This is a genomic window from Plantactinospora sp. DSM 117369 (assembly GCF_053764795.1).
The window spans coordinates 5,190,786-5,215,087 of sequence record NZ_CM132446.1 but is presented as its reverse complement, the minus strand read 5'-3'; the positions used below and the strand labels follow the sequence as shown (position 1 = coordinate 5,215,087).

The window sequence follows — 24,302 nt, the reverse complement described above, 5'->3', positions numbered from 1 at the left end:
GGATCCGGCCGATCCGGGTCCAGCCAGTCTGGTATCAGAGCAGCGCCGGTCGGCTGGTATCCGGGCAGTGTCGGCCGGCCGGGTAGTCGGGTCTGGCGCCCTGGTCGCCGCGTAGGCTCGACGGGTGAGCATCACCGAGCCGATGCCGGGGGAGACCCTGCCGCCGGGCACCGGGACGGGCGCGGACACCGGGCCGACCAATGTGCTGCTGCCCGGTCACGACGTGCCGCTGGGCCGGTACACCACCGTGCGCCGGCTGTTGCCGCAGCGCCAGCTCCGCACCATCGGTGCCTGGTGCTTCGTCGACCACTTCGGTCCGGACGACGTGGCCAACCGGCCGGGCATGGGGATCGGGCCGCATCCGCACACCGGGCTGCAGACGGTGACCTGGCTGGTGCACGGCGAGATACGGCATCTGGACAGCCTCGGCAACGACCAGCTCATCCGGCCCGGTCAGCTCAACGTGATGACCTCGGGCCACGGCATCGCGCACTCGGAGTACTCGCCACCGGAGCACCCGCCGACCCTGCACGGCCTGCAACTCTGGGTGGCGCTGCCCGACGGGGCCCGGTCCGGCCCGCCCGGCTTCGCCCACCACGCCGAGCTTCCGGTGCTGACCGAGCCGGACTACTCGGTGACCGTACTCGTCGGGGAGCTGGCCGGGGTCCGGTCGCCGGCGGTGGTGCACTCGCCGCTGCTCGGGGCGCAGCTCTGGCTGCCCGACGGTGGCCCGGCCCGGTTGCCGCTGACCGCCGGCTTCGAGCACGGCCTGCTGGTGATGTCCGGGGCCGCCGAGATCGGCGGGGTCACGCTCACCCCCGGTTCGCTGCTCTACCTCGGAGCCGGCCGTCCCGAGCTGGTGGTACGGGCGACCGGCCCGACCCGGCTGATGCTGCTCGGCGGCGAGCCGTTCGACTCCGCGCTGGTGATGTGGTGGAACTTCGTCGGGCGCTCGCACGAGGAGATCGCCGAGGCCCGCGCGGACTGGGCGGCCGGCAGCCTCCGGTTCGGCCGGGTGCAGGGCGACGACTCGGATCCGCTGCCGGCTCCGCCGATGCCGACAACCCGGCTGAAGAGCCGCGACCGCCACGGCCGGACCGTCGGCTGACTGGCACGGCCGGACCGTCGGCTGACTGGCACGGCGGGACCGTCGGCTGACTGGTACGGCCGGACCGTCGGCTGACGAGGATGCCGGGCCGCCGCAGCGGTGGCGGGAAAACGGCGCCCCGGCCAGCTTTGGCCCGACCCGTCGTGGGTAGTCGCCGGCATGGCGACGACTGCGACGACGAGCGTCGAGGACCGTAAGCGGCTCGTCCGCCGGCTGGTGGCACGCAGCCGGGGCTTCGCCGAGGAGTACGGCTTCCAGGTCACCAACAACCCGGCGAGCCTGTTCCAGGTGCTCTGCCTGGCGATCCTGCTGCGCCGCACCGGCGAGGTCCGGCGCGCGGTCGATCCGGCCCGGGCACTGCGGGACGCGGGCTGGGAGAGCCCGGCCCGGATGGCGCGGTCCCGCACCGAGGCGCGGGCGGCGGTGCTGCGCGAGCACGGTCGGGGTGCCGACGCCGACCGGTTGGCCGGCACCCTGGGCGAGCTGGCCGAGGCGCTGGTCGCGCGATACCACGGCGACCTGCGCCGGCTGCGAGCCGCGGCGAAGCACGCGCCGGCCCGGGAGCGGGCGTTGCTCGCCGAGTTGCCGGGTGTGGACGCCGAGGTGGTGGAGCTGTTCCTGCGCGAGGTCCAGGCGCTGTGGGCGGAAACGGCGCCGGTCGCCGACCGCCGGGCCCTCGCCGCCGCGCGCCGGCTCGGACTCGGGCGTTCGGCGGCCGACCTGGCCACGCTGGCCGGCGGCGGGGAATCGGAGAAACTGGCCTGGTTGGTGGGTACTCTGGCCAGGATTGATCTCGAGGACAGATACCACGAAATCGCCCGTTGAGCAGCGAAACAGCGTGCTTTCACACACAGTTTCCCGGATTCTGGCCGAACGGTCCATCCCGGATCGTAAGATGGGTGCGCGGCGTCAGCCAGCCCGGTTCGGGCCGGCCGCCGCGATCCGGTGAGCGGGTCCGGTTCGGACGTGTGACCTCACCGGGGCACTGGCGGACGTGGCGCCCGGGACACGCGTGTGAGCGCGGATGTGACGGGCGCCCCGTCCGGTGCCTTCCCTCCCTTCGGGACGGACCGTCATTTGGCGAGCCCGGCGAGCAGGTTGATGGTCGCGGCGATGATGACCGCGCCGAACAGGTACGACAGCAGGGCGTGCCCGAGCACCGTGACCCGCATGGTCTTCGTGGTCAGGTCGGTGTCGGCGACCTGGAAGGTCATCCCGATGGTGAACGAGAGGTACGCGAAGTCCGTGTACTTTGGCGGGTCCTCCTCGTGGAAGTCCACCCCGCCGTCGTCGCCGGTGTAGTAGAGCCGGGCGTAGCGGGCGGTGAAGACGAAGTGCACGACCGTCCAGGAGAGCAGCACGCTGACGATGCCGAGTCCGATGTGCAGTTCCCGGTCGATGCCGCGGACCTCGTGGTCGGTGGCGAGCAGGATGCCGATCGCCAACAGGCTGGCCAGCCCCGCCCCGACCAGCACCGCGTCGCGTACCGGGCGGCTCGGGTCCTCCCGGACGGCCAGCTCGGCGGTCTGCTGCGAGTCCCGGAACCACAGCACCCGCCACGCCCACACCACATAGGCTGCCGCCGCCGCGTCCCAGCCGATCAGCGGCCCGAGCAGCGGCGACAGCAGGAGAGTGGCCGGTATGCCGACGCAGACCCCGACCAGCGTGATGACGGCCATCTGGATCGAGGCCTTCGGCGGGTCGGACCAGGGTCTGCGCCGCATCCGCGGAACGGGGGAGTCAGATCTGGCGCTGGTGCCGGGCGACCCGCTGGTGGGTACGGTCGCGGGTCTTGGCGGCCATCTCCGCCGGGCTGGCGTCCGGGGCCAAATCGGTCTTGGCGGACCGGGCCACCTCCTCGGTGTTCTGGTAGTCCACCGGGGGCATCCCGCGCAGCGCCTGAAGTACCTCGCGGGGCGCCCCCGCGCGCTCGGCCTCCCGGACGATGTCCTCCTTGGGCGCCGGAAAGTCCATCGACTCCAGGTACCGCAGTACGTCCGCGTTGGTCACCATGGGATCCCGCTCCTCGCCCGTTGTCTGGTTCACCGGCCGGCCGGATACCCGTTGTACGCACCCTCACGCCTGCCCGGGCGGATGGATCACCGGCCGGTATTCTCGGCCGAATGCCCGAAGCTTTCGTCCGGTACCGGTCCGGCGACGAGGACAGCGCCCGGTGGACCGGCTTCCCGTTCCGACCGGGTGACATCGTGATCAGCACCCGTTCCAAGAGCGGCACCACCTGGATGCAGATGATCTGCGCGCTGCTGGTCTTCCAGCGGGCGGAGCTGCCGGCCCCGCTGGCCGAGCTGTCACCCTGGCTCGACTGGCTCGGCGAGCCCCGGGACGACGTCGTCGCCGCGCTCCAGGCCCAGCCGCACCGCCGGTTCGTCAAGACACACACCCCGCTGGACGGGATTCCCCTCGACGAGCGCGCCACCTACGTCGTGGTCGCCCGGGATCCGCTGGACATGGCGGTGTCGCTCTACCACCAGAGCGGCAACCTGGACCGGGAGCGGGTCGCACAGCTCACCGGCCAGCCCGCGCCGACCGGCCCACCCCGGGTACGCCCACCGGTGCGGGAGTGGCTGCTGTCCTGGATCGACCGGGACGTCGCACCGGCCGACGAACTCGACTCCCTGCCGGGAGTACTGTGGCACCTCGGTGACGCCTGGGCCCGGCGGCACCTGCCCAACGTGCTGCTGGTGCACTACGCCGACCTCTCCGCGGACCTCGGCGGGCAGATGCGCCGGATCGCGCGGCGGCTCGGCATCGAGGTGCCGGAGCGGCGCTGGCCGGCGCTGGTCGAGGCGGCCACCTTCACCCGGATGCGGGACCGGGCGCCGGAGCTGGTACCGGACCGGTCCGGGGTGCTGAAGAGCCAGGCGGCGTTCTTCCGGCGGGGCGGCAATGGGGCGGGACGGGAAATGCTGCGTCCCGACGAGTTGGCGCACTACCGCCGCCGGCTGGCCACGCTGGGCCCGGCGGACCTGCTCGACTGGCTGCACCGGGAGGACGGCGACCGTCGGTAGCTCCTCCCGGACCGCCGGCCGGGGGCTCAGGCGACGGTGCCGTCGGCCCGGAGTCGGCTGATCCGGTCGGCGTCGAGGCCGAGCTCGGCCAGCAGTTCGTCGGTGTGCTCGCCGGGCTGCGGCGGCGGCCGGCGGATCGCCCCCGGCGTACGGCTGAACCGGGGCGCCGGAGCCGGCTGCTCGGCTCCGGCGTGTACGACGAAGACGTCCCGGGCGGCCAGGTGCGGGTGCCGGGGCGCCTCCCGCCAGTCGAGCACCGGTACCACGCAAGCGTCGGTGTGCTCCAGCAGGGCGGCCCACTCGTCCCGGGTACGGGTGCGGAACAGTCGGGCCCAGGCGTCGTGCAGCGCCGGCCAGTTCGCCGGATCGGTGCGGTCCAGCGCCTCGTCCGGCGGCAGCGGGAAGCCGGTCAGCCGGACCAGTTCGGCGTAGAACTGCGGCTCCACGGCGCCCACCGCCAGGTGCCTGCCGTCGGCACACTCGTAGGTGTCGTAGAACGGGGCGCCACCGTCGAAGATGTTCACTCCACGGTCGTCGCCCCACTGGCCCATCCCGCGCATTGAGTGGATCATCGTGGCCAGCAGCGACACTCCGTCCACCATGGCCGCATCCACCACCTGCCCGGTGCCGCCGCCCCGGATGTCGAAGAGCGCGCAGACCACGCCGAGGGCCAGCAGCATTCCGCCGCCGCCGAAGTCGCCGACCAGGTTCATCGGCGGCACCGGCCGCTCGCCGGCCCGGCCGATCCCGTGCAGTACGCCGGTCAGCGCAAGGTAATCAATGTCGTGCCCGGCGTACCGGGCGTTCGGGCCGTCCTGGCCCCAACCGGTCATCCGGCCGTAGACCAGTCGGGGATTTACCGCCAGGCAGTCGTCCGGGCCCAGCCCGAGCCGCTCGGTGACGCCCGGCCGGAAGCCCTCGATCAGCACGTCGGCGGCGCTGACCAGGTCGAGTACCACCTGCCGGCCGGCCGGCGCCTTGAGGTCGACGGCGAGCGACCGGCGGCCCCGGTTGAGCAGGTCGGGGTGGGGGGTGCCGAACCGCTCCGGCCGGACCTCGCCGACCCGGTCCACCCGGACCACGTCGGCGCCCAGGTCGGCGAGGACCATCGCGGCGAAGGGACCGGGGCCGATGCCGGCCAGCTCGACGATCCGGACGCCGGTGAGCGGGCCGGCCCCAGCCGGTCGGGGTGCGGTCATCCGTGCACGATAGGACACCCCGCCCTGTCCCGGTCCAGGCGGTGCCGCCGCCGGCCGCCATACCCCGGCCCGGTCGCTGTGCCCCCCGGCTCGGTCGTCGTGCTCCGGTGGTGGTCATCGGCCGCCCTGGTCGCCGTGCTGCGGCCTGGCCGAGGTGAAATCCCTCTCTAACGGGTCACCGCCCGGCCCCGTCGGCACGGCATGGTCGCCGTGTCGACCCGGGCGGTTGCCGTCGAATGGGCACGACAGGACGTATCGTCACCGCGTGGAGTGGCCCGATTACTGGCGGTTGGTGGGTGTGCCCCGGCCCGGTCGGGCGGAACGGCTCGGTCGGCTGGTCGGCCTGCGTGTGCTGCGGATCCCGGGCCTACCCCGGGTGTGGGTCGTCGCCGGTTCGACCGACCGGCTCCGGGACCTGCTGGCCCAGCCCGTCTCGCTGCACCTGACCCGCCGGGCGGTCGTCGTGGTGGCGTACTGGCGGGCGCCCCGGCGCGGCTGGTCGAGCGGCATCGGGCCGCTGGACCACCTGCGCCGGCACCGGGTGGCGCTGCCCGGCCGGGGACGGGGGACCGCCGTCGTCAGTGTCCGGCTGTCCCGGCCGGCGCAACTGCGCGAGGTGCTGCGGGCGGCGTTGGACGCGCTGGCACCGGGGCGGCCGTTGCCGGCACCGGCCGAGCCGAGCCTGACCAGCCACGGGACGCTGCCGGCGTACCTGCCGGCGGGCGGGACGGTGCTGCTCGGCGAGCTGGTCGGCAGCCCCGACATCCGGGCGTACGACGTACTGCTGCGGGCGCCGGGCGGCACCGGGGTGGGGTCGGGCACACCGCCGTACGCGGTCGGCTGGCAGACCACCCGGCACGGGATCGAGGCGCCGGACACCCCGCCGGCCGTACTGGTCGACGCGCTCCGGATCAACCCGCGCGGCCGCCGGCCCGACTGCTACCAGCCGGACGCTCCCCGGGTACGCCTCGACTTCACCCCGGCCGCCCGCCGGCCCGGCCCGGGGGCGTACCCGCTGGACGGACCCGGGGTGACCGCGCCGGTGCTCGCCGCGCTGCGCCAGACCGGCGTGGTCGACTGCCCGGAGGTCCCCGACGCCGAACCGGTGGCGGTGGCGGCGCTGCTGGTCCAGATCGCGATGACCGGCGCGGTGCTCTCCGTGCCGGCGTTGCCGGAGCGGGTCGCCGGGCTGATCGCGCCGGAGTTGCGGGTCCTGCTGACCACCCCGGTGCCGCAGACCGGGGCGCTGGCGCTGGAGGTGCGCAGCGTGGTGCAGCGGCGGGCGGCGCTGCGCGGGCACGCCGCCGCGTTCGCCGTGCCCCGGCTCGCCTCGGCGGTGTTCCCGCAGCTCGGGCCGGTGCCGTCGGTGAGCGCGATCCTGGCGACCCGGCGCCCCGAACGGCTGCCGGAGGCGGTCCGGATGCTGGTCGCGCAGACGTACCCGGAGCTGGAGATCGTGCTCTGCCTGCACGGCGTCGAGCTGCCGGAACCGGTCCGGGCCGCGCTGGCCGGCTGCGGCCGGCCATACGAGATCGTCCGGGTGCCGGCCGCCGCCAGTTTCGGCGCCGCGCTCGGTGCCGCGACCCGGCGGGCCCGGGGCAGCCTGGTCAGCAAGTTCGACGACGACGACAGCTACGCCGCCGAGCACGTCTGGGACCTGGTGCTGGCCCGGCACTACTCCGGGGCGACGCTGGTGGGCAAGGGCTCCGAGTTCGTGCACCTGGAGACCCGGGGTGTGACGCTGCGCCGGCCGTCCGGCACCGCCGAGTCCGACTGCCAGGTGGTGGCCGGCGGTACGATCCTGATTGCCCGGGGCGACCTGGAGGCGGTCGGCGGCTGGCGGCCGGTACCCCGGTCCGTCGACTTAGGACTGCTGGACCGGGTACGCCGGGACGGCGGCGGGATCTACCGGACCCACCCGCTCGGCTACGTCTACCACCGGCGGGCCACCGGGCACACCTGGGACCCGGGCGAGGGCTACTTCCTCGACAGCGCGTCGGCGTACTGGCCCGGGCTGCCCGCCGAGGTGCTGGGCGAGGTCGACGAGCCGCCGGGGCGGCCGGCACCGGACCAGCGGACCGGCTCGGCGGCCGCCCGGCCGGACCGGTCCTGACGGCTGCCCCGCCGTGCCGGTGCCCGGCCGGAAACCCCGGTTGTGACCTGCGGTGCACCGGGAGGTGGTAGGACTAGCGGGTGGGCATCGTGTCACCAGGCTTCCAGGGCCGGCGTCGGCAGTCCGGGCCGAACCTGCCACCGGGGCAGTACCTGACGGAGGACTTCCCCGTGCTCTCCGCCGGCCCCACCCCCCGGGTGCCGTTGACGGACTGGGAGTTCGTGATCACCACCGAGACCGGCACCGAGTTCCGGTGGAGCTGGGACGAGATGTGGGCACTGCCCAACGAGACGCCGACGGTGGACATCCACTGCGTGACGCACTGGTCGAAGCTCGGCACCAACTGGCAGGGCGTCTCCCTGGACACCCTGCTCGACGGCGTCGACACCGCCGCCGACTACGCGTTGGTGCACTCGTACGGCGGCTACACCACCAACCTGCCGCTGGACGACCTGCGTGACGGGCAGGCCTGGGTGGTGCACCGGTACGACGGTGCCGACCTGCCCGCCGAGCACGGTGGCCCGGCCCGGCTGCTGGTGCCGCACCTGTATTTCTGGAAGTCCGCGAAGTGGGTGCGCGGCATCCGCCTCGGCCTGACCGACGAGCCCGGTTTCTGGGAGACCGCCGGCTATCACGATTACGGTGACCCATGGCGCGAACAGCGGTACCAGGGAGACTGATGAAGCGGACCGGTTGGTGGGTCGCCCGGCTGGTCGACCGCCGGACCGAGACCGCCACCTCCGGCACGCTGGTGCTGGAGGTACCGGACTGGCCGGGGCACCTGCCCGGGCAGCATGTCGACCTGCGGCTGACCGCCGAGGACGGCTACCAGGCGGCCCGCAGCTACTCGGTCTCCGCGCCGGCCGACGGCAACCGGATCGAGGTCACCGTCCAGCGGGTGCCGGACGGCGAGGTCTCGCCGTACCTGCTCGACGGCCTCTCGGTCGGCGACCAGATCGAGGTCCGCGGCCCGGTCGGCGGCTACTTCGTCTGGCGGGTGACCGACCCCTCGCCGGTACTGCTGGTCGGCGGTGGCTCGGGCATCGCACCGCTGATGGCGATGATCCGGGCCCGCCGGGAGGCCGAAAGCCGGACACCATTCCGGCTGATCTACTCGGTCCGCTCCGAGCGGGACGTCTACTTCGCCGACGAGTTGCGTCGGCGCGCCCGGGACGACCGGGGCCTCGACGTCGCCTACGTCTACACCCGGGAGGTGCCGGAAGGGCTCTCCGCCCAGGCACACCGGGTCGCCGTCGCCGACGTCAACACCCACGGCTGGCCGGCACAGCTCGAACCGGTCAACTTCGTCTGCGGGCCGACCGGCTTCGTCGAGGCGGTCTCCGACATCCTGGTCGCGCTCGGGCACGAGCCCCGGCGGATCAAGACCGAACGGTTCGGTCCGACCGGCTGACCCCGAGGACCCTGGAGGCGAGATGACCGAGCAGCTCCGACCAGATCCGGGGCGGATGGATTACCTGGACGGCAACGTGCTGGCCGGGCCGATGCGGGACGTGTTCGCGGTGGACCTGACCACGGCGACCGGCCGGTGCGCCTCCTGTGGCCAGACCGGCCCGATGGCCGCGCTGCGGGTCTACTCGAACGCGCCCGGGGTGGTCGCCCGCTGTCCGGCCTGCGCGGAAGTGATGCTCCGGCTGGTGCGTACCCCGACCAGTGCCTGGCTGGACCTGCGCGGTACGACGTACCTGCAGATCCCGATGCCGGCCGAGCCGGCCACGATGCCCGGCCCGACCGCGATGTAGCCGTCGCGGGCCGCCGACCGCGAGGTGGCCGACGTTGGGTTCGACCGCGATGTGGCCGACGTCCGAGCCGGGCGGCGGGCGAGCGTGGCATCACCCAGGTCGGTTTCGTACGCCAGACGGCGGACACCTGGCGGCAACCGGCCGACCGGGTGATCTGCCTCGGCTCGGCACACGCCTTCGGCGGGGCGGCGACCGCGCTGGCGGCCCTCGCCGATCTGGTCCGCCCGGGTGGCCGGCTGTTCTTCGGTGACGGCTTCTGGGAGCGGACGCCCCCGGCGTACGCGACGAACTCGACGCCCGGCTGCGGGAGTACGCCACCGTCTATGGTGGACTGTTGGGGCTCGGGTACTTCGTGCTCGACCGGTGACCGGTGGCGGGTCTGTCTGGCCGCTACACTGGTCCCAACGGTTTCCCGACGATGGCCCGTGTGCGCCGAGAAGCACACCTCTCATGATCGACATTTCCTGCGGCGGAGTCGCCGTCCTCCGATGAGCCCGGCGATCCGGGTCCGTCCCCGCCGTGAACTGGCCGCCGCCCGCCGTCGCCGGGCGCACCGCTGCTGGGGCCACCTCGTCGCGGCACCGCTGTGGCCGATGCACAACGCCAACCTCGGCACGCTGCTGCGTACCTGTGACGCGGTCGGCGCCTGTCTGGCCGTACCGCCGTGGCGGTGGGTCGACGAGGCGCTGGCGCGCGGAAACACGCTGCGCCGGCCGAGCTGCGTACACCGGGTCGGCAATCCGGTGCGCTGGCTGGCGGCGGAGCGTGCGGCAGGCGCCCGGGTGCTCGGCGTCGAGCTGACCGACGAGGCGGTCCGGCTCGCCGACCTGCCGACCGCCCGACGCCGCACCATCGTCGTCCTCGGACACGAGTCGACCGGCATCCCACCGGAGGCGCTGGACAGCCTCGACGCGGCGGTGGAGATCCCCATGCTCGGCACCGGCCTCAGCCTGAACGTAGCGGTCGCCGGCTCCCTGGTCCTCTACAAGCTCGCCGGCCTGATCTGACCCCCGATCGGAGATCTTGACCACTTGTTGTCGCCTGAACAGTCGCCGGAAGGACAGGAAGTCGTCAAGATCTATCCGATCCCTTCGGGCGGCGGCCGGTGGGGGAGCGGTGTCGGATGTCCGGCCTAGACTGCGGCGCCATGATGGTGCGGGACATTGTCGACGAGACGAGCATGCGGTGCCGGCAGGCGGCCGGCACCCCCACCACGGGGGGCCTCGGTGGGGAGCGGGTCCTCCATCCGGGTGCGGAGTTCACCTTCCGGCGCCCCGCGCCGCTGGCCGGTGCCTGATGTCCAGCGTGGAGCAGACGATGGTGATGTCGGTGCCGCTGTCGCCGTACGCGGCCGCGCTGCTGCGCCGGATGACCGGCCCGGCCCCGGAGGCCGAGCCGGCCGCCGCCCGGGAGCCGGTGGACCTGTCCCGGGTCGGTGACCGGGAATTCGGGGTACTGCTGGTGGCCGCCCGCGGCCTGTCGCGTCCCGAGAACGCCGCCCAGCATCCCGGCTGGGCGGTGCGGTGGGCGGTGGAGCAGGCGCTCCGGGAGCGGCAGCCGAGGTTCACCCCGGAGTCGTGCGCGGCACTGCTGGCGGTGCACGCCGAGCGGGCCGGGACCGAGCCGTACACCGCCAATCCGACGCTGGCCACCGGCGCCCTGCTCCGCTGCGACGGCCCGTGGCCGGAGTCGGCGAGGCGCTCGGCCGGCGTCATCGCCCGGGGCGTGCTCAGATACGGCCGGGTCACCGAGCCGTACGCGGTCGCCGCGCTCGCCGGGCTGGCCGGCGGGCTCACCCGGCCGGTGCTGACCAAACTCTTCGCCTGGTCGCTGCACTCGTTCGCCCGCGACGAGTTCGACCTGCTGGTGAAGCTCGGGGTGACCGCCCAACTCCTGGTCGCCGAGGTCTGCCCCAACCGGTCCTACGTCACCCCGCCGCAGCTTCCCGACGCCTGGCAGCGGCTCGCCGCGATCCCGGACTACGCCGCCTTCGGGCGCCGGGCGCTCGAGGCCGCGCACGCCCGGGTCGCCGCGATCCAGGCCGGCGAGCTGCCGTACGCGGCGGACAAGGCGTTCGGCAGGGACGAGGTGGAGGTGCTGGGCCGGGCCACCCGGATCGCGCTGCTCCGTGACGAGCCGTGGCTGCCGGAGCTGCTCCGCCCGCTGCTGCTCGGCGTTGCGGTCGCGCCGACCAGCGCCAACACCCTTCCGTCGCAGGCGCTGCTCTTCGAGCTGGCCCGGGCCGCCGGTGACTTCCCCACCCCGGAGGCGCTGGCCGCGCTGGTCGCCGCCCGGGGAGTGGTCCGGCACAAGGGCGTGTCGAAGCAGCTCGACCGGATGCTGAAGCGGATCGAGCGCGGCCTCGCGGAGCGGCCCGACGCGGTGCTCCGGCTGCCCGACCTCGGTTTCGACGCCGACGGCGGGTGTGTCGTCCCGGTCGGCGACCACCACGCCGTGCTGACCGCCTCGGAGGACGTGCTGCTGCGCTGGCGACGCGCCGACGGCACGCTCTCGGCGACCGTGCCGGCGCCGGTCCGGCGGGACCATCCGGACCGGCTCAAGGAGCTGCGCGCCCGGGTCAAGCAGGCCAAGGACCAGCTCGCGGCGCTGGCCCGGACCCTGGAGGCGGGCTTTCCGGCGGCCTCGGCGCAGCCGTACCGGCAGTGGCGGGAGGGGCTGGCGGGCAACGGGCTCGGCTGGCAGGTGGCCCGCCGACTGATCTGGGAGTTTCCGGACGCGTCCGGGCGGTGGCGGGCCGGGCTGCCGGACGACGGCTGGCGGGCGGGGGAGCCGGACGAGGGCGCCGAGCTGTTCCGGGACGTCGCGGGCGGGCCGCTGCCCTCGCCCGACCCCGAGGCGCCGATCCGGTTGTGGCATCCGGTCCGGGCCGGTGTCGACGAGGTCCGGGCCTGGCGGGACCTGCTCACCGAGCGACGGTTGCGGCAGCCGCTCCGGCAGGCGTTCCGCGAGGTGTACCTGCTGACCCCGGCCGAAGAGCAGACCGGTGACCACTCGCTGCGGTTCGCCGCGCACGTCGTGCACTACCGGCAGCTCTACGCGCTGCTCAAGGGGCGGGGCTGGACGACCAGCATGCTCGGGCCGTGGGACGGCGGGGACAGCGCGGAGGCGTGGCGAGTGCTGGCTGGCGGGGCGTGGCGGGTCGGGCTGCACCACGACTACCTCGGCGAGGAGGGGGTGGAGTGCGCCAGCACCGGCCGGGTGTGGTTCGAGCGGATGCGCGAGGGCGCCTGGCGGCCGAGCGCGCTGACCGAGGTGCCGGTGGAGCTGTTCAGCGAGGCGATGCGCGACGTGGACCTCTTCGTCGCGGTCACCTCGATCGCCGCCGACCCGCACTGGACGGACGGCCGGACGCAGTACGTCGACTACTGGCGGGCCGAGAACAGCCGGGAACTGACCAGCACCGCCCGGGTCCGCCGCGAGGCGCTGGCCCGGATCCTGCCCCGGACGAGGATCGCCGACCGGTGTGAGCTGACCGACCGCTATCTCGTCGTCCGGGGCGACCTGCGGACATACAAGATCCATCTGGGCAGCGCGAACATCCTGATGGAGCCGGACGACTCCTACCTCTGCATCGTGCCGGCCCGGCGGAAGGCGACCGGCGACCTTTTCCTGCCGTTCGAGGAGGACCGGCTCGGGCTGATCCTGAGCAAGGCGTTCCTGCTCGCCGACGACGCCCGGATCACCGACCGGTCGATCGTGGCGCAGTTGCGCCCACGGCGGTGATCCGGGCATCGTGCGAAACGGCCTACACCCGAGAGGTGAAGGTGGAGAGGAACTCGTGCGGCACCGGGCTGCCGGTGTTGTCGAAGCAGAGCGTGTCGACCTCGGCGGCCGGGGCGGCGCTCAGCTTCCAGGGTTGGGTCAGGTGGCAGTAGTCGGAGCCGGAGCCGTATGCGGTGACCTGGGCATGCGTCTCCTTCTCGGTCAGGAACGGATACGTGACCAGATAGCGCCCGGCCGGGGCGAGCGGGGCGGACGAGTTGAACCCGAACCCGCCGGCCGGATAGTTCCAGTTGGTCTGGCCGGCGCCCGCCGAGAAGAAGTAGCCGGTGTACTTCGGCGGCCCGAACGAGCCGTACACGGCCCGCTCACGGTGGTACGACAGGGTGAACTCGCTGTTCACCGGCGCGCCGCCCTGGTCGAAGCAGGTGACGTACGCGACGATGTCGAGCCCGCTGGCGGCGAAGCGCGCGACCTTGCAGCGGCGCGGTCCGGCGTTCGGCTGCACCGCCGTCACCTGGAGGTTGCCAGCGAGCGTGCCCGCCACCCCGACCCCGCCGAGCCGGACCTGGTAGACCCCGACTCCGCCCGGCGCGACGCTCACCCCGCCACCTGCCGAGTTGTACGCCTGCACGATGGCCGCCGGTCCCCACTGGAGCCAGGCGTGACTGCCCTCGACCGTCGGCACCAGCCCGGAGCTGTACGTCCAGAGCACCGTGAACCGGGTATCGTCCCGGTCCCCGCCCGGCTTGTGGCACTGCACGTCGACAATCTCGTCCGCCCCCGATTGTCCCCAGCGGACGATCTCGCAGTAGTGCCCGGTCCGGTTCACGGGCGTGACGTGCACGTTTCCGCGTGAGCCGGTGCCGACCTGCGGAAACTTGATGAGGTAGCGGCCGGGTGCCTGCCGCATCCCCTCGGCGAACAGGCCGGGGAAGGCCGTCTTCCAGCTACCCCACTGCCGGGTCGGGTCGAGCACCGTCCAGGCGGCCGGCAGGCTCGGATTGTCGACGTACGCGAAGCCGAACCGGTCGGCGGCAGCGGCCTGGCTCGGCCCGGGCGGGCCGAGGACGGTGGCCGCCAACGCGGCGACCAGGGCAGTGGCGAGGATGCGGGGACGGAGTCGCATCGGGCCTCCAATCGGGGTGGTTCGATGTGTGCCCCGGAGTCTGCGGTTCCGGCCGTCCGGCCGCTGTCGGTTCCCCGGCAGTCGGGGCGCAGCAGCGCCAAAACCCATCTGCGGGCGTAGCCGGAATATGCAGCGGTATCCGGAACGTGGTTGCAGGGCGGCGATGCGTACCGGTTGCCGCCGGCATTTCCGCATCGGCGCCCTCCCGGCCCGGGGCGGTGTCAGGTCAATGGGGAGAGGCGGATCCAGCCGATTGGTTCGGGACAGCAAGGACCGGGACGGCGGCACGTTGGCCTTCGAGTCGGCCGGCTGGCAGGCGTTCGTCGACCTCGCCAAGCGGATCGGCGCGGTCGGCTAGCGCCCCGTCTCTGGAAGGTTGATCGGTAGTGTGGGGTCGGGGTATCTGCCGGCGGGACTGTCGAGCTGCCCCGCTTGTGCGCCCACTGTCCCGGGCTGTCCAGGCCCCGACCTTCGGTCGGCCGGTCGACCCAAAACCCCATCGCCATGCGCCGTCTCGGCAACCCGGCTTTGGCGTGCCCCGTCTGTGCACCCAGCTCGACAGTCCGCGCACCACCTACTCCCCGGTCGGCCGTCGGGTCGCTCATCTCGGCCACGCCGAGCCGCCGCCAGGCGATCTCCCGGTGGATGCGCCAGTGGGTGTAGGCGGACCTCCGACCCACGACGGACGCCGGTCGGGGCCGCCCGGACGCCAGTCGCGAGCGGCCGGCTACGACCGGCTGGCGGTGAACAGCACCGGGGTACCGACCCCTTGCCCGGCGGCCAGGTCGGCGAGGAAGCCGCCCAGCCAGCCGAGCGCATCGAGCGACCACTCGGCGAGCGTCCCGTGGAAGGTCACCCGGTGCCGGGTCGGGCCGTTCCGGAAACCGTCGTCGAACGGCGGCGACATCGGCGGCGGGTCAGCGTCGTCCAGGGAGTACGACTCGCACTCGAACACGTCCTGGTCCAGCCGACCCATCCGTTCCCGGATCAGCGGTGCCGCCGAGGTGATGGTCGGCGCCTGGCCGCTGTCCAGGGTGACCCGCACCGGCGTACGTGACCTCGGATCACCGCCGCCGAACCAGCCGGCGGTACGCAGGGACGGCATCCCGGCGTACTCCGGGGGCGACGATCCGGGATCGAGGCCCTGCACGGGCAGCAGCACCTGCACCGCCCGCAGGTCCAGGGTGCCGATCCGGGCCGTCACGTCGCCGGTACAGCGCAGGAACGGCTGCACCGGCAGCGGCCGGTCGGCGGGCAGCGGCTCGACCCCCACCTGGAACCAGGCGACCAGCGACGCGCCGGGGGCGGCGAGCGGGTGCTCCTGCCCGGCGTCGTTCATGCCCCACAGGCCCGCCGCCCCGGTCTTCCGCTCCTCGACGCCCCGGTCCGTGAACCGGACGACGCCGCCGAGGTCGTCCAGCCACCCCATTGCGAGCGACCGCTCGTAGAACAGCGCGTACGCGTCACGGCCGCTGGCCGGGTCCCGCCACGGGTGCGGCGTCAGCTCGCCGTAGAGCGCCGCGAACATGGTGCCGACGGGCGAGCGGGCGCCGGGCGCCAGGCCCGGGGCGGGCCTCCCCGCTGTCGCCGGTCACGCCTGCTCCGCCGGCTGGTCGGCCGTCGTCGTCGGGCGCCAGCCGAGGGCCGGGCCGAGCCGGGTCGCCATGTCGGTGAGGATCTGCACGTAGTCGCCGTGCGCGATTCCGTACTGGAGGCGGCGGTGCCGGACCCGGGCGCTGTCGAAGCCCGGCCGCTCGCCGAGCGCGATGATCTCCAGGATCGTCTCGTGGCCCCGGCGCGGGTCGGCGGCGTCGAACAGCCCGATGGTGAGGGACCCCCACTTGCGCAGGGGCGTCGAGGTCGGTGCCAAGAGTCCTCCTGTCCCGCGCGGGCGATCGGGAGCGTCGGCGTGACGGCGGTAACGCCTAACCCGGTTGCCCCGTCCCCCGTCCATCGGCGATGCTGCCGCAAGTCTGCCCCTTGATCAGGAGAGCTGTCTTGCCCGTCCCGAAGATGCACGAGGATGAGATCGACATCTCGGCGGAGCTGGTCGCCCGGCTGGTCGCCGGGCAGTTCCCCGAGTGGGCGGACCAACCGGTGCGTCCGGTGGCCGCCTCCGGCACCGTCAACGCGCTGTTCCGGCTGGGCCCGGAACTGGTGGTGCGGCTGTGCCGGGTGCCGTGGGCGGCGGGCGAGGAGGCCGAGGAGCACCGCTGGCTACGGCGGCTGGCGCCGTACCTGCCGGTCGCGGTGCCGGCTCCGGTGGCGGTGGGGAAACCCGCCGAGGGGTACCCGTGGAACTGGTCGGTGCTGCGCTGGCTTCCCGGCACCAACCCGGTCCCCGGCCGGCTCACCGCGGCGGGCGACCTCGCCGCCGACCTGGCCGGATTCGTCGGCGCCCTGCGGTCCGTCGCGCTACCGGACGGTCCGGCGGCCTACCGGGGCGGGCCGTTGGCGGACCTGGACGTGCACACCCGGAACGCCATCGCCCAGTTGCGCGGGACCGTCGACACCGACGCGGCCACCGCCGCCTGGGACGACGCCCTGCACGCGCCGCCGTGGGTGGGCCCGCCCACCTGGGTGCACGCCGACCTGATGCCCGGCAACCTGCTTACCGTGGATGGGCGGCTCAGCGCGGTCATCGACTTCGCCACCGTGGGTGTCGGCGACCCGGCCTGCGACCTGATCGTCGCCTGGAACCTGCTGCCGGCCGGCGCCCGGGGCACGTTCCGGGCGGCGGCCGACGCCGACGATGCCACCTGGCGGCGGGCCCGGGGCCGGGCACTGTCGATCGCGCTCATCGCGCTGCCCTACTACCAGGACCGGGCACCCGGGTACGCGGCCGAGGCTCGACACACGATCGACGAGGTCATCGCCGATTTCGACACCTTGGGCTAGCTGCCCGGTCGCGGCATAGTGAACCGATGGCCGCCTATCTCACGACCCCGCGTCTGGTGCTCCGGGAGTTCACCGGGGCAGACGTCGACAATCTCGTCGCGCTCGACGCCGACCCCGAGGTCATGTACTTCATCAACGGTGGTCGGCCGACGCCCCGGGAGTACGTCGAGCAGGTGGTGCTGCCGCGATGGCTGCGCTACTACCGTGAGTCGCCGGGGCTGGGGTTCTGGGCCGTCGAGGAGCGGGCGTCCGGGGAGTTCCTCGGGTGGTTCCACCTTCGGCCGGGTGAGGGACATCCGGCGGACGAGCCGGAGTTGGGCTACCGGCTCCGCCGTTCCGCCTGGGGCAGGGGGTACGCCACGGAGGGCAGCCGGGCGCTGATCGACAAGGCCTTCACCGAGCAGGGCGTACGGCGGGTGCTGGCCGAGACCATGGTCGTGAACACCGCGTCGCGGCGGGTGATGGAGAAGTCCGGCCTGCGGCTGGTCCGGGTGTTCCACGCGGACTGGCCGGACCGGATCCCCGGTGACGAGCACGGCGACGTCGAGTACGCGCTGGACCGGGCGGACTGGCAGCGGCAGCGGGCGGCAGGCCCGGAAGGTACCCGGTAGCGCCCGCTCCCGTTCGACGCATACGGGCGGGTACCGGGGCCCGCGTCGGGGCGTGGTCGAGTCGGGCGAAGTATCAGGATTCCCCCTGGGTCATGCGTCCGTTGTGAGAGGGTTTGCGCGGTGGGGCTCGCTGGTTGGTCGCGACCGCCCCGCGTCAGCATTCGACGTCGACGGGGGCCGACAGATGAGGTGGCTGGTCGGAGGGGCGGCAATGGTCGCCGGTGGGTTGGTCGCCCGGCGGCTGCTCGGCGGATCGGCGCGCGGCGACGGGCAGTGGCCGCAGCGCCTCGTCGGCCGCCGCAAACCGCGCTGGCACGTCGCCACCGTGAACCGCCCGGCAGACAAGATCGCCGTGGACGGCCAACTGCCGGAGCCGTTGACCGGCCTCGGCGACGCGGTCGAGATCCAGGTCCGGCCGGCAGCCGGCAACCGGGGCACCGAGATCGCGGTACGGCTCAGGGACGGCGCCCGGCTCCCCGCCGCCCAGGCGGTCCGGCGAGCGATGGGCCGGGATCCCGAGCAGGCGATCCGGGCCGCGCTGCGGGAGGCGAAGCAGCTCATCGAGACCAGCGAGGTGCTGCACCCCGACCATCCGCCGACCACCGAGTCGACCATGCTGAACAAGCCGCTCCAACTGGCCACCCGGCACGGGCGCAGGGAGGGCCGGCTGTGAAGGCGCTGGTGTGGGAAGGGGCCAACGAACTCGCCGTACGCCAGGTGCCGGATCCGCAGATCCGCAACGACCAGGACGCCATCGTACGGGTGCGCCAGACCGTGACCTGCGGGTCGGACCTGCACCTGCTCGGCGGGTACGTGCCGTTCATGGAGCGCGGCGACGTGATCGGGCACGAGTTCCTCGGCGAGGTCGTCGAGGTCGGTCCGCAGGTGCGCAAGCACCGGGTCGGGGACCGGGTGGTGGTCTGCTCGTTCGTCTCCTGCGGCAAGTGCTGGTACTGCCAGCAGAAGCAGTACTCGCTCTGCGACAACGGGAACACCAACCCGGTGATCACCGAGAGCGTCTGGGGGTTCGCGCCCGGCGGCTGCTACGGGTACTCGCACGCGCTGGGCGGCTTCGCCGGCAGCCACGCCGAGTACATCCGGGTGCCCTACGCCGACCAGGGCGCCTTCGCCGTACCGGAGGGGGTGAGCGACGAGCGGGCCGTCTTCGCCTCCGACTCCGCGCCGACCGGCTGGATGGGGGCCGACCTCGGTGGCGTGCGGCCGGGCGACGTGGTGGCGATCTGGGGCGCCGGGGCGGTCGGGCAGATGGCGGCCCGCGCCTCCGTCCTGCTCGGTGCCGACCGGGTGATCATGATCGACCGGCTCGACGACCGGCTGGAGATGGCGCAGCGGCACCTCGGGGTGGAGACGCTGAACTACGAGCGGCAGGACGTCGGCGGTGAACTGCTGGAACGCAGCGGCGGCCGGGGTCCCGACGTCTGCATCGAGGCGGTCGGGATGGAGTCGCACAGCGGCGGCCCGCAGCTCTGGTACGACCAGGTGAAGCAACAGTTGCGGATCGAGACCGACCGTCCGGTGGCGGCCCGGGAGGCGATCTACAACTGCCGCAAGGGTGGCAGCGTGTTCGTGCTCGGTGTCTTCGCCGGCATGGTGGACAAGTTCCCGCTCGGCGCGCTGATGAACAAGGGGCTGACCCTGCGCGGCGCCCAGCAGCACGGGCAGCGGTACATCCCCATGCTGCTGGAGCGGATGGCCCGGGGCGAGCTGGTCACCGAACACCTCGCGACGCACACCATGCCGTTGGACGAGGCGCCGCGCGGCTACGACATGTTCAAGCAGAAGCTCGACGGTTGTGTGCGGGCCGTCTTCGTACCCGCCGGCTGAGCTGCCGGGGCGCCCCGCCGGCAGCTCCGCCTGCCGGGCCTCGGCGCGCCGGTGCCACGCCCTCGCCCTGCCAGTCCGTTCGTCGATGGGATGAGCCGCGATGCGGAAACGGGTAACCACCGAACCCGGACACGACCCTGGGCGGCTGATCCTGGCCCCGGCCCGCTCGGGCGGATATCCCGGGCCGGTCCGGGAGGCGGTCAAGGGCAGCCAACTCCTCCGCCTGCTGGCCACCACCGACGCCAAACAGATCGGGCTGCTCTATCTGACGACGTCGTTCGGCTTCTTCCTGGCAGCGGGGATCGAGGCGTTGCTGATGCGGGCCGAGCTGGCACGCCCGGGAATGCAGTTCCTCTCGCCGGAGCAGTACAACCAGCTCTTCACCTCGCACGGCACCATCATGATGCTGCTGTTCGCCACCCCGCTGGCGTTCGCGTTCGGCAACTTCCTGGTGCCGTTGCAGATCGGTGCCCCGGACGTGTCGTTCCCCCGGCTCAACGCGCTGGCGTACTGGCTGTACCTGTTCGGTGGCCTGATGGTGCTCGGCGCCTTCCTCATTCCCAACGGGGGGCCCGACTTCGGCTGGACGGCGTACCCGACGCTGAGCCGCTACGACCACAGCCCGGGGATCGGCGGCAACCTCTGGGTGGTCGGTCTGGTGATCTCCGGACTGGGCACCATCCTCGGCTCGGTCAACCTGATCACCACCACCCTGACCCTGCGGGCACCGGGCATGACGATGTTCCGGATGCCGCTGTTCACCTGGTCGATGCTGATCACCGCGCTGATGGCGGTCGTGGTCTTCCCGCTGCTGGCGGCGACGCTGCTGGCCCTGTTGGCCGACCGGGTGGTCGGCGCGCACGTCTACGCCGCCGACCACGGCGGGCCGATCCTCTACCAGCACCTGTTCTGGTATTTCGGCCATCCCGAGGTCTACATCGTGGCGCTGCCGTTCTTCGGCATCATCAGCGAGATCATCCCGGTCTTCAGCCGCAAGCCACTGTTCGGCTACAAGACAATGGTCCTCGCCATCATCGTGATCTTCCTCTACTCGATGACCGTCTGGGCGCACCACATGTTCGCCACCGGCCAGGTGCTGCTGCCGTTCTTCTCCGCGTTCACGTTCATCATCGCCGTACCGACCGGAATCAAGTTCTTCAACTGGATCGGGACGATGTGGAAGGGGCAGTTGACCTTCGAGACGCCGATGCTCTTCTCGGTCGGGTTCCTGGTCACCTTCCTCTTCGGCGGGCTCACCGGGGTGCTGCTGGCCAGCCCGCCGGCCGACTTCCACACCACGGACACCTACTTCGTCGTCGGCCACTTCCACTACGTACTCTTCGGCACCATCGTCTTCGCCGCCTTCGCCGGGGTCTACTTCTGGTTCCCCAAGATGACCGGCCGGCTCCTCGACGAACGCCTCGGCCGGGTGCACTTCTGGACGATGTTCCTCGGCTTCCACGGCACCTTCCTGGTGCACCACTGGCTCGGCAACGAGGGCATGCCCCGCCGGTACGCCGACTACCTGCCCACCGACGGCTTCACCACGCTGCACACCGTCTCCACCATCGGCTCGTTCGTGCTCGGCACCTCCACGCTGTTCTTCATCTACAACGTCTGGAAATCGTGGCGGTTCGGCCGGATGGTCGACGTCGACGACCCCTGGGGCTTCGGCAACTCGCTGGAATGGGCCACCACCTGCCCGCCGCCGCTGCGCAACTTCGACCGGATGCCACAGATCCGGTCCGAGCGGCCCGCCTTCGACGCGAAGTACGGCCCGTTCGTCGCCGATCTCGGCCGGGACCTGCCGCAACGAGCCGCCGAACCACCGCAACGGATCCGCGACGAGCTGCACCGCGGCCGTACGACGCCGGAGCCACCGATGGCGGAGGGCGCCCAGCAGGCCCGGGAGACGGTCGCGCACTATCCACCGGAGCAGTCCGGCGCCCGGCCGGTGCAGGTACCCGAGCCGGAGGAGGTCCGCCGACCGAGCTTCGAACAGACCGACGAGGCGACCGACAACCCGTTCGACGCCGAACGCACCGGACCGAGTTCGAAACGGTGGCGGGATCCCCCGGGCGGCAAAGAGGAAGAGGAAGAGGACTAGAGCGGGACTAGGCCGGCAGGCCAGGCGCGGTCGGGCGCACGGCGGAGGGAGACGGTGCCGCGCGGTGCCGCCGTGCGGAAATTCCATCGAGGGGTGACACTGTTGCCCATGACGGTGATCCAGCCCGCGACGCGCGTCCGGCACTGACGGGGGAGCGGTCATGGCCACCGACCTCACCCGCCGGGAGTTCCTCGGCCTCAGCGCAGGGGCCGCCGCCGCTGCCACCGGGCTGGCCGCCGTCCGTACCGTCGAGGAACGGCACCGGGTGGTCGTGGTAGGCAGCGGGTACGGCGGCGCGATCGCCGCGTACCGGCTGGCCGAGGCCGGCGTACGCAGTGTGGTGCTGGAACGCGGCCGGCGCTGGCCGGTCACCCCGGCCGGGGACACCTTCCCGCCGTTCCTGCGTCCGGACCGCCGGTCGTCGTGGTTCACCCCTACCCCGGTCTATCCCGGCATGCCGCCGGCGGTCTACCGGCCGTACGCCGGACTCTTCGAGAAGATCGTCGGGCAGGGCATGAACGTGGTCACCGGTGCCGCCGTGGGTGGACTCTCGCTGGTCGACGGGGTGCTGCTGCAACCGGCCGAGGCGGTCTTCGACCGGGTGATGCCGGCCGAACTCGACTACCAGGAGATGACCGACCGCTACTATCCCCGGGTCCGGGCCCGGATCGGGGTCGGCACCATCCCCGACGACATCCTGGCGCACCAGCGGTACGCCGGCACCCGGCTCTTCCTCGACCAGGCCCGCCGGGCCGGCCTGCCGGCGGGGCGGATCGACGAGGCGTGCGACTGGTCCGTGGTCCGGGCCGAGCTGACCGGGGACGCGGTGCCGTCGGCGTCGATCGGCGAGTACCTGACCGGGATCAACAGCGGGGCGCGTACCTCGGTGGACCGCAACTACCTGGCCCGGGCCGAGGCGACCGGGCTGGCCGAGGTCCGGCCGCTGCACGTGGTGACCGACATCGCGACCGACGCGCAGGGCCGGTACGTCGTCCGGGCCCGGCACATCGACGCCGACGGCACTCTGCTGGAACGGGTGACGTTGACCGGTGACGCCCTGGTGCTGGCCGCCGGGTCGATGGGCACCTCCCGGATGCTGGTCCGGGCCCGGGACACCGGGGCGCTGCCGCGACTGACCGAGGAGGTCGGCCGGCACTGGGGCAACAACGGGTCCCGGATCCACCTGCGGGCGTTGGTGCCCGAGCCGACCGGGGCGTACCAGGGCGGCCCGACAAGTGTGGCGATCACGCGCTGGGACGACCCGGAGAACGCGGTCACCATCGAGTTCGGTCCGGCGCCGTTTCCGGTGGAGACCCACGCGATGCCGGTGCCGGGCTTCGGGATCTGCGAACCGGTCGGCCGCTTCGAGTACCTGCCGCTGGCCGACGACGTCCGGCTGGTCTGGCCGCCGGACGGGGACCGGGCGGCCCAGCAGGCGATCCGGGCCACCCTGCGGCAGTTGGTCACCGGGTCGGGCGAGCCGTCCGGCCCGGTACCACCGCCGACCGGGATCGGCGTACTGGACGGGCTGCTGTCGCTGGCCGCCGCCGCGCCGTACGGGCTGCTGGACATGAACGGGCTGGAGGCGTACACGTTCCATCCGCTCGGCGGCGCGGTGCTCGGCCGGGCCTGCGACGGCTTCGGCCGGGTCGCCGGCTATCCCGGGCTGTACGTCGTCGACGCCTCGCTGATCCCCGGTTCCACCGCAGCCTGCAACCCCGCGCTGACCGTCGCCGCGCTGGCGGAGCGCTGCCTCGACGACATCGTGGCCCGGGACGTGGGTGTCGTCTTCTGACCGCTCTCTCGGGCGATGCTGTCCTACCCGAGCCGGGCCAGCAGGGGTCAGCCGTCCGGGGTGAACAGGCCCTGGAGGCCGACGACGATCGCGATGAGGCCGAACCCCGCGACAGCGGCCCGTTACGCCCAGCGGGGCAGCCCGGCTCGGATCCTCGGGTCGGCGGGCTCGGAGAACCGCAGATGGTTGCCGAACGGGTCGGCGACGGTGAGCACCCTGCCGTCCCACTGGGCCTGCTCCACCCGGGGCGTCCAGACCGCCGGCCCCCACACCGGCACCTCGGTACGCCGCTGGTTCAACCGTTCGCGCAGCTCGTCGATGCCGTCGATCCAGAGGAACACCGTCGCACCCTGCCCGGCGTCGTACGCCGTCTCGGCCAGGTGCAGGGTGGTGCCGTGCCGGGACACCTGACCGTAGTAGGCGGTCCCAGGGCCGGCGTTGGGTCCGCCGAAGTCGACGGTGAAGCCGAGGAAGTCCACATAGAACTGGAGAGCCGGGTCGACGGCGAAGATCCGTAGTACCGGGATGGTGCCGCTGCGGGCGCCCCACGGGAACGCGGCTTCCGGCTCGTCGCCGGCCGGTGCGGTGGCGGCCGGGTGCCGGGCGGCCAGGATGTTCCAGTTGTCGACGCCGTGCTGCCGGGCGATGATCTCCAGGCACTCGCTGTGCGTCACCGCCAGGTCGAACCGGCCGCGCAACTCGCCCCGCAGCGCCCTGGCCATCGCCTTCGGGCCGGGAGTCGCGGGCGTCGGGCCGGGCGTCCCAGGCGTCGGGCCGGGAGTCGCGGGCGTCGGACCGGGTTCGGCTGCCGTGTTCGTCGGGTCGGGGATCGACGTGGTCATCGAAGCTCCATACCGGCGGCCGTCGTCTCAGCGCTTGCGTTACTGACCGGGCCGCCTTCGGGAGTCTCCGCTGCGACAGTCAGGGATCGAGCGATGCGTTCACCAAACCCGGGGGCGCAAGCGGC

Annotated in this window: 23 protein-coding genes and 1 pseudogene; 17 read left to right on the top strand and 7 right to left on the bottom strand. The window is 72.8% G+C overall.

Annotation, left to right across the window (positions count from 1 at the left end):
* The first annotated feature begins 124 nt into the window (after positions 1–124).
* Both ACSMXO_RS22745 and ACSMXO_RS22740 read left to right on the top strand, forming a co-directional pair.
* Positions 125–1,108, top strand: a complete 984-nt coding sequence (locus ACSMXO_RS22745; protein ID WP_455413671.1) for a pirin family protein — start codon at positions 125–127, stop codon at positions 1,106–1,108.
* Positions 1,109–1,267: 159 nt separating this feature from the next.
* Complete coding sequence (locus tag ACSMXO_RS22740; protein WP_346262315.1) at positions 1,268–1,933, top strand: HhH-GDP family DNA glycosylase; 666 nt, start codon at positions 1,268–1,270, stop codon at positions 1,931–1,933.
* Positions 1,934–2,181: 248 nt separating this feature from the next.
* Here the strand turns inward: ACSMXO_RS22740 and ACSMXO_RS22735 are convergent, their stop codons facing one another.
* The gene (locus ACSMXO_RS22735; RefSeq protein WP_346262316.1) at positions 2,182–2,832 is read right to left on the bottom strand and encodes a DUF1345 domain-containing protein; all 651 of its coding nucleotides are present in this window, start codon (positions 2,830–2,832) and stop codon (positions 2,182–2,184) included.
* A gap of 16 nt (positions 2,833–2,848) precedes the next feature.
* On the bottom strand, positions 2,849–3,154 hold the full coding sequence (locus ACSMXO_RS22730) for a DUF2795 domain-containing protein (protein ID WP_346262317.1): 306 nt from the start codon (positions 3,152–3,154) through the stop codon (positions 2,849–2,851).
* A gap of 77 nt (positions 3,155–3,231) precedes the next feature.
* Here ACSMXO_RS22730 and ACSMXO_RS22725 point away from each other — a divergent pair, with 77 nt between their 5' ends.
* Complete coding sequence (locus tag ACSMXO_RS22725) at positions 3,232–4,137, top strand: sulfotransferase domain-containing protein (protein ID WP_346262318.1); 906 nt, start codon at positions 3,232–3,234, stop codon at positions 4,135–4,137.
* 26 nt (positions 4,138–4,163) lie between these two features.
* Here ACSMXO_RS22725 and ACSMXO_RS22720 read toward each other — a convergent pair whose 3' ends face one another.
* Entirely contained in the window at positions 4,164–5,336 is a 1,173-nt protein-coding gene (locus ACSMXO_RS22720; protein WP_455413670.1) for a CaiB/BaiF CoA transferase family protein, read from the bottom strand.
* Between the two features lie 265 nt (positions 5,337–5,601).
* Between ACSMXO_RS22720 and ACSMXO_RS22715 the strand changes: the two genes are divergently transcribed.
* The 7 genes from ACSMXO_RS22715 to ACSMXO_RS22685 all read left to right on the top strand — a co-directional run bounded on the left by ACSMXO_RS22715 (position 5,602) and on the right by ACSMXO_RS22685 (position 12,953).
* Positions 5,602–7,449 (top strand): glycosyltransferase, encoded by a 1,848-nt coding sequence (locus ACSMXO_RS22715; protein WP_455413669.1) that lies wholly within the window; start codon positions 5,602–5,604, stop codon positions 7,447–7,449.
* An 89-nt stretch (positions 7,450–7,538) separates the two neighbouring features.
* Positions 7,539–8,129 (top strand): molybdopterin-dependent oxidoreductase, encoded by a 591-nt coding sequence (locus tag ACSMXO_RS22710; RefSeq protein ID WP_346262336.1) that lies wholly within the window; start codon positions 7,539–7,541, stop codon positions 8,127–8,129.
* The gene (locus ACSMXO_RS22705) at positions 8,129–8,860 is read left to right on the top strand and encodes a ferredoxin reductase (protein WP_346262321.1); all 732 of its coding nucleotides are present in this window, start codon (positions 8,129–8,131) and stop codon (positions 8,858–8,860) included. The genes ACSMXO_RS22710 and ACSMXO_RS22705 overlap by 1 nt, the downstream gene beginning before the upstream one ends.
* A gap of 22 nt (positions 8,861–8,882) precedes the next feature.
* Entirely contained in the window at positions 8,883–9,209 is a 327-nt protein-coding gene (locus ACSMXO_RS22700) for a DUF6510 family protein (protein ID WP_455413668.1), read from the top strand.
* A gap of 488 nt (positions 9,210–9,697) precedes the next feature.
* Positions 9,698–10,216 (top strand): TrmH family RNA methyltransferase, encoded by a 519-nt coding sequence (locus ACSMXO_RS22695; protein ID WP_346262323.1) that lies wholly within the window; start codon positions 9,698–9,700, stop codon positions 10,214–10,216.
* A 116-nt stretch (positions 10,217–10,332) separates the two neighbouring features.
* Entirely contained in the window at positions 10,333–10,506 is a 174-nt protein-coding gene (locus tag ACSMXO_RS22690; protein ID WP_455413667.1) for a hypothetical protein, read from the top strand.
* Positions 10,506–12,953: a DUF4132 domain-containing protein gene (locus ACSMXO_RS22685; RefSeq protein ID WP_455413666.1), complete on the top strand. Its 2,448-nt coding sequence runs from the start codon at positions 10,506–10,508 to the stop codon at positions 12,951–12,953. The genes ACSMXO_RS22690 and ACSMXO_RS22685 overlap by 1 nt, the downstream gene beginning before the upstream one ends.
* Positions 12,954–12,975: 22 nt before the next feature.
* Here ACSMXO_RS22685 and ACSMXO_RS22680 read toward each other — a convergent pair whose 3' ends face one another.
* Positions 12,976–14,079, bottom strand: a complete 1,104-nt coding sequence (locus ACSMXO_RS22680; RefSeq protein WP_346262326.1) for a hypothetical protein — start codon at positions 14,077–14,079, stop codon at positions 12,976–12,978.
* A gap of 253 nt (positions 14,080–14,332) precedes the next feature.
* Between ACSMXO_RS22680 and ACSMXO_RS22675 the strand changes: the two are divergent.
* A pseudogene (locus ACSMXO_RS22675) lies at positions 14,333–14,437 on the top strand (DUF397 domain-containing protein); the annotation flags it as partial.
* Between the two features lie 369 nt (positions 14,438–14,806).
* Here ACSMXO_RS22675 and ACSMXO_RS22670 read toward each other — a convergent pair.
* Entirely contained in the window at positions 14,807–15,607 is an 801-nt protein-coding gene (locus ACSMXO_RS22670; protein ID WP_455413665.1) for a hypothetical protein, read from the bottom strand.
* Between the two features lie 63 nt (positions 15,608–15,670).
* Positions 15,671–15,949 (bottom strand): hypothetical protein, encoded by a 279-nt coding sequence (locus ACSMXO_RS22665; RefSeq protein ID WP_455413664.1) that lies wholly within the window; start codon positions 15,947–15,949, stop codon positions 15,671–15,673.
* Between the two features lie 128 nt (positions 15,950–16,077).
* Between ACSMXO_RS22665 and ACSMXO_RS22660 the strand changes: the two genes are divergently transcribed.
* The 6 genes from ACSMXO_RS22660 to ACSMXO_RS22635 all read left to right on the top strand — a co-directional run bounded on the left by ACSMXO_RS22660 (position 16,078) and on the right by ACSMXO_RS22635 (position 23,335).
* Positions 16,078–16,977, top strand: a complete 900-nt coding sequence (locus ACSMXO_RS22660) for an aminoglycoside phosphotransferase family protein (protein WP_455413663.1) — start codon at positions 16,078–16,080, stop codon at positions 16,975–16,977.
* Positions 16,978–17,003: 26 nt separating this feature from the next.
* A complete protein-coding gene (locus tag ACSMXO_RS22655; protein ID WP_455413662.1) occupies positions 17,004–17,588 on the top strand; it encodes a GNAT family N-acetyltransferase in 585 nt (194 codons plus the stop codon).
* Positions 17,589–17,772: 184 nt separating this feature from the next.
* Positions 17,773–18,261, top strand: a complete 489-nt coding sequence (locus ACSMXO_RS22650; protein WP_455413661.1) for a hypothetical protein — start codon at positions 17,773–17,775, stop codon at positions 18,259–18,261.
* Positions 18,258–19,433, top strand: coding sequence for a zinc-dependent alcohol dehydrogenase (locus ACSMXO_RS22645; RefSeq protein WP_346262332.1), 1,176 nt, complete (start codon positions 18,258–18,260; stop codon positions 19,431–19,433). The genes ACSMXO_RS22650 and ACSMXO_RS22645 overlap by 4 nt, the downstream gene beginning before the upstream one ends.
* A gap of 100 nt (positions 19,434–19,533) precedes the next feature.
* Positions 19,534–21,540, top strand: a complete 2,007-nt coding sequence (gene ctaD, locus ACSMXO_RS22640) for an aa3-type cytochrome oxidase subunit I (RefSeq protein ID WP_455413660.1) — start codon at positions 19,534–19,536, stop codon at positions 21,538–21,540.
* A gap of 160 nt (positions 21,541–21,700) precedes the next feature.
* Positions 21,701–23,335, top strand: coding sequence for a GMC oxidoreductase (locus ACSMXO_RS22635; RefSeq protein WP_455413659.1), 1,635 nt, complete (start codon positions 21,701–21,703; stop codon positions 23,333–23,335).
* A 122-nt stretch (positions 23,336–23,457) separates the two neighbouring features.
* On the opposite strand, the gene ACSMXO_RS22630 is transcribed toward ACSMXO_RS22635, so the two are convergent.
* The gene (locus tag ACSMXO_RS22630) at positions 23,458–24,177 is read right to left on the bottom strand and encodes a glyoxalase superfamily protein (protein ID WP_346262779.1); all 720 of its coding nucleotides are present in this window, start codon (positions 24,175–24,177) and stop codon (positions 23,458–23,460) included.
* Positions 24,178–24,302: the final 125 nt, after the last annotated feature.